This window comes from Gelidibacter sp., assembly GCF_039916245.1.
In the GTDB taxonomy this organism is placed as follows: domain Bacteria; phylum Bacteroidota; class Bacteroidia; order Flavobacteriales; family Flavobacteriaceae; genus Gelidibacter.
Genome location: NZ_JBDSLS010000282.1, coordinates 1 through 8,621, shown reverse-complemented (window position 1 = coordinate 8,621; position 8,621 = coordinate 1). Strand labels below are relative to the sequence as shown.

7 protein-coding genes and 1 tRNA gene are annotated in these 8,621 nt (G+C 36.7%); 3 read left to right on the top strand and 5 right to left on the bottom strand.

Annotated features, from left to right (window positions below; genetic code table 11):
• Positions 1-58: 58 nt before the first annotated feature.
• Entirely contained in the window at positions 59-328 is a 270-nt protein-coding gene (locus ABIQ28_RS14515) for a hypothetical protein (protein WP_348038549.1), read from the top strand.
• A gap of 57 nt (positions 329-385) precedes the next feature.
• Positions 386-459 (top strand) — tRNA-Thr (locus ABIQ28_RS14510).
• A gap of 417 nt (positions 460-876) precedes the next feature.
• On the opposite strand, the gene ABIQ28_RS14505 is transcribed toward ABIQ28_RS14510, so the two are convergent.
• From ABIQ28_RS14505 to ABIQ28_RS14485, 5 genes are all read right to left on the bottom strand, one after another.
• Positions 877-3,204, bottom strand: coding sequence for a transglycosylase domain-containing protein (locus ABIQ28_RS14505; protein WP_348038547.1), 2,328 nt, complete (start codon positions 3,202-3,204; stop codon positions 877-879).
• A 97-nt stretch (positions 3,205-3,301) separates the two neighbouring features.
• Complete coding sequence (locus ABIQ28_RS14500; RefSeq protein ID WP_348038545.1) at positions 3,302-3,994, bottom strand: DUF4369 domain-containing protein; 693 nt, start codon at positions 3,992-3,994, stop codon at positions 3,302-3,304.
• A 52-nt stretch (positions 3,995-4,046) separates the two neighbouring features.
• Complete coding sequence (locus ABIQ28_RS14495) at positions 4,047-5,261, bottom strand: DUF819 family protein (RefSeq protein ID WP_348038551.1); 1,215 nt, start codon at positions 5,259-5,261, stop codon at positions 4,047-4,049.
• A 713-nt stretch (positions 5,262-5,974) separates the two neighbouring features.
• On the bottom strand, positions 5,975-6,895 hold the full coding sequence (locus ABIQ28_RS14490; protein ID WP_348038543.1) for an alpha/beta hydrolase: 921 nt from the start codon (positions 6,893-6,895) through the stop codon (positions 5,975-5,977).
• 366 nt (positions 6,896-7,261) lie between these two features.
• A complete protein-coding gene (locus ABIQ28_RS14485) occupies positions 7,262-7,858 on the bottom strand; it encodes an alpha-ketoglutarate-dependent dioxygenase AlkB (protein ID WP_348038541.1) in 597 nt (198 codons plus the stop codon).
• Between the two features lie 30 nt (positions 7,859-7,888).
• Here ABIQ28_RS14485 and ABIQ28_RS14480 point away from each other — a divergent pair, with 30 nt between their 5' ends.
• Positions 7,889-8,572: a M15 family metallopeptidase gene (locus ABIQ28_RS14480; protein WP_348038539.1), complete on the top strand. Its 684-nt coding sequence runs from the start codon at positions 7,889-7,891 to the stop codon at positions 8,570-8,572.
• Positions 8,573-8,621 lie beyond the last annotated feature (49 nt).

The window sequence follows — 8,621 nt, the reverse complement described above, 5'->3', positions numbered from 1 at the left end:
CCATTACGGAAGACATTCTTAAATTGATTACTTTTGTAAAAATTTTAAAATCAAGAAAATGGCAAATGTTAGAGACCTAAAAAAAGATATTAACTATGTTTTAGGAGATATTATTGAAGCGGCTTATATTTCGAATTACGCAAATTCTGGTAAAAACGCAGAAAAAAGCGAAGCGATTGTTGAAGAAGCCATCAACACGTTTGATGAATTGATTGCAAAAGTCAATGATAGAAGTGTTGAAAACAAAAAAGCACACTTTAAAGCTGTTAATGCTGAGTTAGAAACAAGAGGTCATGCGTTGATCGAAAAAATCAATGCATTAGTTTAATTTTTTTTCAAAAGATTTGCAAATATGGTTTTCAATACTATATTTGCAGTCTCTTAGGCCGATGTAGCTCAGCTGGCTAGAGCAGCTGATTTGTAATCAGCAGGTCGTGGGTTCGAGTCCCTCTATCGGCTCAATTTAAAGCCTCTCTTTTTGAGAGGCTTTTGTATTTTTCAGGAAGTTTGATTGAAGTATGTTTCGGTTTTTTTAAACGCAAGGAGCGCAAAGTTTTTTCGCAAAGGTCGCTAAGGAATTCTATCCTTTCGCGAACCTGAGCTTTGACTTTGCGTCATGGTGGTTAAACTCCTTCTAATAGTTATTGAAAATTCTTTTGTTTTTTTAAACGCAAGGAGCGCGAAGGTTTTTCGCAAAGGGCGCTAAGGGTTGTTCTGACAATAAGTTGGTTCAAAGAATATATTTGTTATCAACCAGGAAAATAATCAGCTGTCCTTTGTTTTAAAGATCGATTAAAATCAGTGGAAATCTGCTTCATCAGCGTCATCCGCGTTCCATCATTTGGAATTTGGAATTTTTATTTTGAAGATTTATGACTATTCATTCTTGTCCTTCTTTTTTAACCATCCAAAAATTCCGCCGCCTTTCTTGTGCTTCTTTTCTTTCTTTTCAAATTTTCGTTCGTCTTTATTATTGCCAAACAAACGTTTGAAAAAGCCATCTTCTTTTGTAGGATCACAAGTTAAAGCGTTTAATACCGCTTCCGAAGGCGTTTCAAAAGAAGCCTTGGTAATCTTATTGTATCTCGGATCCGCGTTTAATTTTTGGATATATTTGGCAAAAATGGGAAGTGCTGAATTAGCGCCCTGTCCAATTCCTGTGGAACTAAAACCAATTTGTTGATTGTCATTTCCTACCCAAGTTACCGTAACTAATTTTGGCATAATCCCCACAAACCAGCCGTCTTTATTGTCTTGCGTCGTTCCAGTTTTTCCGGCAATGGCATTATTCAATTGATAAGTTGATCGTAATCTTGATGCTGTACCTTCGTTGGCCGTAGCTTTTAAAAACTCGAGTATCACTTGTCGTGTGTCATCACTAAACGCCATATCAGTTTTGGATTGCTCAGGATAAAGATCTTCATAAGAAGCAATAACGTTCCCATCTTTATCTTCGATTTTCGTAATGAAAACTGGATTTGAAGGCTTGCTGTCATTCACGTAGGACGTGTAAGCTTTTGCTAACTCTAAAACGGTTAGATTAGAGGAACCTAAAGCAATAGAGGGAACGGCTTCCAATTTGCTTTTGATGCCCATGTTTTGGGCCTGTGTGATCACTTTATCAATACCCGTTTCATAAAGTACCTTTACGGCAATGGTATTTATTGAGTTGCTCAATGCGTTTTGAAGCGAATAGTTTAAATCTTCATCCTCAAAAGTGCCGGAATTGGTAGGACGCCAATTATTGACATCGCTATAAGTAATGGCTTTTAGTGGAAAGTATGCACATGGATCCATGCCGTTTTCCAAAGCAGCGGTATAAACAATAGGTTTAAATGTGGAACCTACCTGACGTTTGCTCTGCACAATATGGTCAAATTGAAAAAAGCCGTAATCAATACCGCCTACATAAGCTTTTATCGCGCCATTGGAAGGATCTAAAGAGACTAAGCCAGCATTCAAAAATTTGGAGAAATATTCCAAACTATCTAAGGTGGACATAGATTTGACGGAGGTTTCATCCCACGAAAATAAATCGGTTTGATGTTTTATTTTTAGGGTGTCTTCAATGGCTTTATCATTTAATCCTTGCGCTTTTAGTCTTTTATAGACTTTTAAACGTTTTTTAGCAGCTTCAAATGCCGACTTTCCTTTGAGCCAAGGTGCATTCTGTCCATAAGCTTTTTCAAACTGTCGTTGCAAATCCGTCATATGCTCTTTCATGGCGGCCTCTGCGTAGCGTTGCATGGTGTTGTCTAAAGTGGTATGGATTTTTAAACCGTCATGATAAATGTTATACATTTCTCCATCTGGTTTCAAGTACTTTTTTTGCTTTAGCAAGCTATCCAATTGCTTTTTAATCTGTGCTCTGAAATATGGCGCTAAACCCTCATTTGGTGCATAGTTTTGATAGTTCACAACAATACTGTCCGTTTTGGCTTTGTTAGCTTGGACTTCCGAGAGATAGCCATATTTTTCCATCTGATTAATGACCACATTTTTTCTGAGATGTGATTTTTCAGGATAACGACGTGGATTGTAACTCGTATTCGCCTTTAGTGAGCCTATCAAGGTAGCCGATTGCACCAAGGTCAAATCTTTGGTATGCGAATCAAAAAACTTTATGGCAGCACTTTCAATGCCGTAAGTGTTATCGGGAAAAGGAACCGTATTGAGATAGAGGGTAAGGATTTCTTCTTTTGAATATAGTTTTTCAATGCGTTTGGCGACGATGCTTTCTTTAATTTTATTGACCACAAGTCCAATAGTACCATGGTTTTGTCGTCCGAAGAGATTTTTGGCCAATTGCAAAGTAATCGTACTGCCACCCCCAGAAGAATCATCAGACAATAAAATGCTTTTGAAAAATACCCGAAGCAAACTTTTATTGTCGATGCCATTGTGCCCATAAAATCGCGCATCTTCTGTAGCAACTAAAGCATCAATTAAATGTTGGGGAAAATCAGAATATGTGATGGATTGCCGGTCGTAAACATAAATTTTTCCAATCAAATTATTATTGGCATCCAGAACCTGTGTGGCCTGACTTTGTTTAAGGAGCGTGAGTTGTTCTGAATCAGGAATTTTTCCCCAGAGACCAATGTAAATGCTGCTATAAAAACAAATAAAAAGGGCTAAGAGAATGCCTAAGCCGTAGCTCATTCTTTTAGCCCATTTGAGAAGTTTAACTTTGTTGATGTTCATTCTTTTTAAAATGTCTGTACAAAGTAACGGTTATCCTTGATAAGTATTTCAATTTATTAAATGAGAATTGCATCTCACAATTCTAAAAATGAAACTCTTATTCTTTTTTGCGTTCATCAATCAGCTCCTGCAATTGCTTGCCGTATTTGGAAGCTTTAATTTCCGGAGTCAACGATTTAACGATAGTATCTAAATATTTGATGTTTGCATCTGGGATTTCTGATATTGCCAAATAAGGAGCAATCTCATTATCTTTATTGTTAATAGCAAAGTTGATGGTGTACAAATATCTTCTGATAATCAAATTATTATGAGCCTTTAAACTTGAATCTATTTGAAGAGAGTCTTGACTTTGGTGCGCTACTAGGTTATCCTTGATAAGATCCAGATTTTTATCCTTAAACTTGGACATGATCGCCTTGTATTCTTCTAATTTTTCTTGTTGTTTGGAGCCGGTAATTTTTGCATCCACAAAGAAGTTTTTCAACGTGGTGTGGATTTCTGTAATGCCTTTATCTGCAAAAAAAGGAATCAATCCACTATCTTCTCCTTGTTTATCGAGCTTTAGATAAAGTACTTCTGGGCCATCTAAATATGCGTGAAGTTCAAATTGCGAATCGCCAGTGATCTTTAAGGAGTCTATTGAAACCAATAAAGTGTCTTCAACCTTTTGGAGATAAACCGTTCCTTTTTTTAAATCTTTGATAGTGCCTTTAAGGGTGAAATTTGATTTGTCTTTAGCACAAGACGAAACAATAAGTAAACTGAGGATAAACGCTATTCTTTTCATTGAAATTTTTAAATTTTTGGTGGGCAAATATCTTATAATAATCGATTAAAAACTAACCTGCGGCAACTATTCTCATGAGTTCTGCACATAAAAGTGCGCCATAAGTTCCGATGACATAACCAAAGACGGCCAGGAGTGCGCCAACTGATGCCAATGACGGATGGAATGCAGCGGCTACAACAGGAGCGGAGGCGGCTCCACCTACGTTTGCTTGACTTCCAACGGCCAAGAAAAAATAGGGCGCTTTAATCAGTTTAGCAACAATGATGAGAAGAATGGCGTGAATAACCATCCACACCAAACCAATTAAAATAAGTCCCGGATTTTCGAACATCTTGCCCAAATCCATTTTCATTCCAATGGTCGCCACAAGAATGTAAATGAAGACGCTACCAATTTTACTGGCACCGGCACCTTCATAATTTTTCGCTTTTGTGAAGGATAATAGGATGCCGATTAAAGTCGCAATTGAAATCAACCAAAAGAATTGGCTTCCAAAGGAGGATAGCGCACTTCGAGTATCACTTACGGCTTCAAAATTATCAGACAGATAGGTCGAAATAACATCTGCGCCATAATGGGCAATACCAACGGCAACAAAGGCAAAGGTCAAAATCATCATGATATCTGTTAACGACGGAACACGAATGATTTTTTCACTAAAACTTTGTACTTTTTCTTGCAATTCATTGATGGCAGTGTTATCGGCTTTTAGCCATTTATCTATTTTCGCACGTTTTCCAATGCCTAATAAAAGGACCGCCATCCAAATGTTGGCCACCACAATATCAACCAATACCATACCGCCATAAAGTTCTTGGTTAAAACCATAAATCTCCAACATGGCTGCTTGATTGGCACCGCCACCAATCCAACTTCCTGCCAAAGTGGCCAATCCTCTCCATACGGCATCAAATCCGGCACCTCCAACAGTTTCAGGAGAAAAGGTGGAAATGATCAAAATGGCAATTGGTCCTCCAATGATAATCCCCGCAGTTCCTGTGAAAAACATGACTAAAGCTTTCCAACCGAGATTGAAAACCGCTTTTAAATCAATGCTAATGGTCAATAAAACTAAGGAAGCTGGCAAAAGATAACGACTGGAGATATAATAGGTTTCTGAAACATCTGCAGAAATCAATCCGAGCGAGTTAAAAATAGCCGGAATCATATAGCACATTAAAAGTCCTGGAACGTACTTGTAGAATTTTGGCCAAAAACCGTCTTTTTTTGATTCTGTATAAAACACAAACCCTAGCGCTAGCATTAATATTCCGAAGACGATGGCGTCATTTTTAAAAAAAACAAATTGATTAACGGTTGATGAGTGCACTTTTGGGGTTACAGATAGCACTTCTGCCTGGTTATAGAAATTTGTTTCCTTGACAGAAATCAAATTCACTTCTGAAAACCGATTGGTGGTATTTAATTTTAAATCAAAGAGCTTTTCCTTTTTGGAAATTGTAATAGGTGCTTCACTTCTATAGCCAATGGTATAAATTGAGCCGCTTGAAGAAAATTCCAAAGCGCCCTTTGAAAATTTTTTGTTCAGGATGACTTGATTAATAATCAGCGAAGGATCAACAGTAGAAAGTTTGATCTGAAAACTGTTAAAGCTTATGGAATCAATGGTTACAGGAATGTCAAAACTTTCTGAATAATTGTCGTTTGCGTTATCAATGATTAAGGTTTGAGCATATATGGAACCAGAAGTCCCGATAATTAATCCTAAAAAAAGTAAAATTTTACAAAAATTGGTCATGGTTAGTTAGTTTGAGCCGCAAAATAGGAATAATAATTTTGTTGTCAAATTTAATTTTGGCACGGAATTTGGATATAGTACAGTGTAAATAATTATGCTCTACATTACAAAAAGGGAGTAGTTAACCTTTAGAGAAGTTAATATTACATTTTGGTTGGTTAGTTAGTAAAAGGGCATCTCGATTTCGAGATGCTTTTTTTATGACCATACGTGACGGTTTACTTTTTTATGAAATCGACGATATCTTTCACCAATTCTTCGGAGATTTTCCCATTGTGATCATTGTAGGATTTTGCGTTTTCTTGAGCGTCACCTTCAATAATGAACATGACATGGTTCATCTTTTCAATCAGTTTTAATTCTGATTTTTGATTGGCCTTCTGAAGTAACTCCGCTTCGGCGGTTTCTACTTGTAAATCTTTGGTGCCATTTATGATGAGAACGGGGATTTTTAAGTCTTTTATGACCACTGAAGGATCATATTTCATCCAACTCGTCATAAACTTTTGAACGCTAAGGTCGAATACCGAAGCCAAAGCAGGAGGGAAGTCCGTGGTTGTTTGTCCAGATCTTAAAATGTCAAACACTCTTTTGGTATCTTCAGTAAACATAGGGGCTGTTTTTTGAACCTGATCAATTACGACCGCATCGATGGGTTGACCAGCTCCTGCCAATGAAATAAGACCATCAACATGCTCTTGTGCAGCGAGCATACCTATTAAGCTTCCTTGACCGTGACCGATAATGTAGATATTTTTAAATTCTTTTTTTGTTTTGAAATACTTCACGACATCCATAGCGTCGACTACGAAATCATCAAACTTTATCTTCGGATCAAGGGAATTCATTTTGATCTGTTTTACTATGCGTTTATCGTATCTGAACGTCGCGATGCCATTGTTGGCAAGTTGTAGGGCCAGTTTTTTGAGATTGTTGGTTTTTTGGAAGTTCTGGTTTCCGTCCCGGTCTGTCGGACCAGAGTCCCCGATAATTATGGCCAGTTGATCTGAACCTGAATTTGGAAAGATTAAACTTCCGTCAATCCAATTTGAAATCCTTATATCAGTTTCAGAAAAAGTTTGTGGTTGGCTGAATGATAAAGAACTGATGAGACTAAATAAAAGAATTAAGTTTTTCATAGCGTGAATATTTATCTAAACGAAGATACTGAGAGTAATTTAATTTGAAAGGATAACGTTCAATTATCAAAAATATGATGAATAAATGAAGATTTTCTCAATGAGTTGAGCTTGCGCTTTGTCGTTAAAACGGGTCTTTTAGTCGATAAATGTTAAATTTAAATGCATTTCATCGATTTAATATGTGTTTTGACAGATAGTCTCATTATTTGTCTTACATTTGAAGTGTACTGAAATTAACGTTTTAGTGCAATGGATTAATTAATTAATATTTGCATATGTTGTTGACTTAGTGACCCTAATCTACGCAATGTATTAAACGCAAATTAGAAGAACCGAGGTTGAGGGACCTCGGTTCTTTCTTTTTTATAAAGTCCTGAAAGTTAAATTGATTCTTTCGTTGACGTGTGTTTTTGTTTTTGGGATTTGATGTAACCAAAAATGCTGCATTTCTCCTTTCATGATCAGTAAACTGCCATGTTCTAAATTGAGTTTGTGGCTTTCTTCTTTAATCGTCCGGTGTTTAAAATGAAATACTCTGGTCGCTCCAAAACTTAGCGAAGCGATGACTGGATTTATTCCCAAGGCTTTTTCATTATCGGCATGCCAACCGTTACTATCATTTCCATTTCTATATAAATTCAGTAACACGGTAGTAAATTCATGTTGACATATCTTCTGCACATCAATTTTGATTTGATGAATTTCGGATGTGAATGGTTTTGGTGTCATCGTAATGTTAGAATAGCTATAAGGTTTTGCATTGATTGCAAATAGAGCTGTCAATCGGGGTTGAGGATGGGTTTTTCCAAAGATTTTGATGTCGTCTTGCTGCCACGGAATGTTATTCTTTAAATGTTCTAAATAAACATCTGCCTTTTTTTGATCATAAAAATTCGGGATATAAATCAATTCGGCATTTGGGAGTTGGAAATGCCTTTTATCTGAGGAAAATAAGTCCATGCTATAAATTTTATCTAAATTAGCACAACTATGAGGAAAAACAAAGGATTGCTTTTAGTGCTGATTGTTTTGGGATTCGCATTTGCCAAAACTCCAACGTCTCAATTGGCTGAAGGATTTGTATACGCACAAGACGAGATTCCCGATTTGGATGTACAATTGCGCTATTTTACAGATAATAATTTTGTAGGAATGCCCATCGAAGGTTATAAGTCTAATAGATTGATTCTTACAAAGGAAGCGGCAGAAGGTTTAAAAAAGGTGCAAGAGGATCTTCGAAGCCAAAATCTGTGCTTACAAGTTTACGATGGTTACAGGCCACAACGTGCTGTGGATCATTTTGTCAGATGGGCTAAAGATTTAGGAGACACCATTAACAAGCATAAATTTTATCCTGAAGTAGAAAAGCAATTTTTGTTTAGCGATGGTTATATCGCGTCAAAATCTGGACATAGCAGAGGCAGTACCATCGATTTGGGCATTATAGATGCGAATACTGGTGAACCTTTAGATATGGGAGGTTTTTTTGATTTTTTTGGAGAAAAATCATGGACGGACAATCCCGATATCACTGAAATTCAAAAACAAAACCGTGCAATTCTACGTTCTGCCATGGAAAAGCACAATTTCAGAAACTATGAAAAAGAATGGTGGCATTATACCTTAAGATGGGAACCATTTCCTGATACTTATTTTGATTTCTTGGTAGAGTAAATGTTTTTTAATTTTAACTAGAAACTAGAAACTAGAAACTAGAAACTAG

What these genes read in the sequence shown, in the direction of transcription:
- ABIQ28_RS14515 (WP_348038549.1), top strand. Translation starts at nt 59, where the DNA reads ATGGCAAATGTTAGAGACCTAAAAAAAGATATTAACTATGTTTTAGGA.
- ABIQ28_RS14500 (WP_348038545.1), bottom strand. Translation starts at nt 3,994, where the DNA reads ATGAAAAGAATAGCGTTTATCCTCAGTTTACTTATTGTTTCGTCTTGT.
- ABIQ28_RS14505 (WP_348038547.1), bottom strand. Translation starts at nt 3,204, where the DNA reads ATGAACATCAACAAAGTTAAACTTCTCAAATGGGCTAAAAGAATGAGC.
- ABIQ28_RS14485 (WP_348038541.1), bottom strand. Translation starts at nt 7,858, where the DNA reads ATGGACTTATTTTCCTCAGATAAAAGGCATTTCCAACTCCCAAATGCC.
- ABIQ28_RS14480 (WP_348038539.1), top strand. Translation starts at nt 7,889, where the DNA reads ATGAGGAAAAACAAAGGATTGCTTTTAGTGCTGATTGTTTTGGGATTC.
- ABIQ28_RS14490 (WP_348038543.1), bottom strand. Translation starts at nt 6,895, where the DNA reads ATGAAAAACTTAATTCTTTTATTTAGTCTCATCAGTTCTTTATCATTC.
- ABIQ28_RS14495 (WP_348038551.1), bottom strand. Translation starts at nt 5,261, where the DNA reads ATGCTAGCGCTAGGGTTTGTGTTTTATACAGAATCAAAAAAAGACGGT.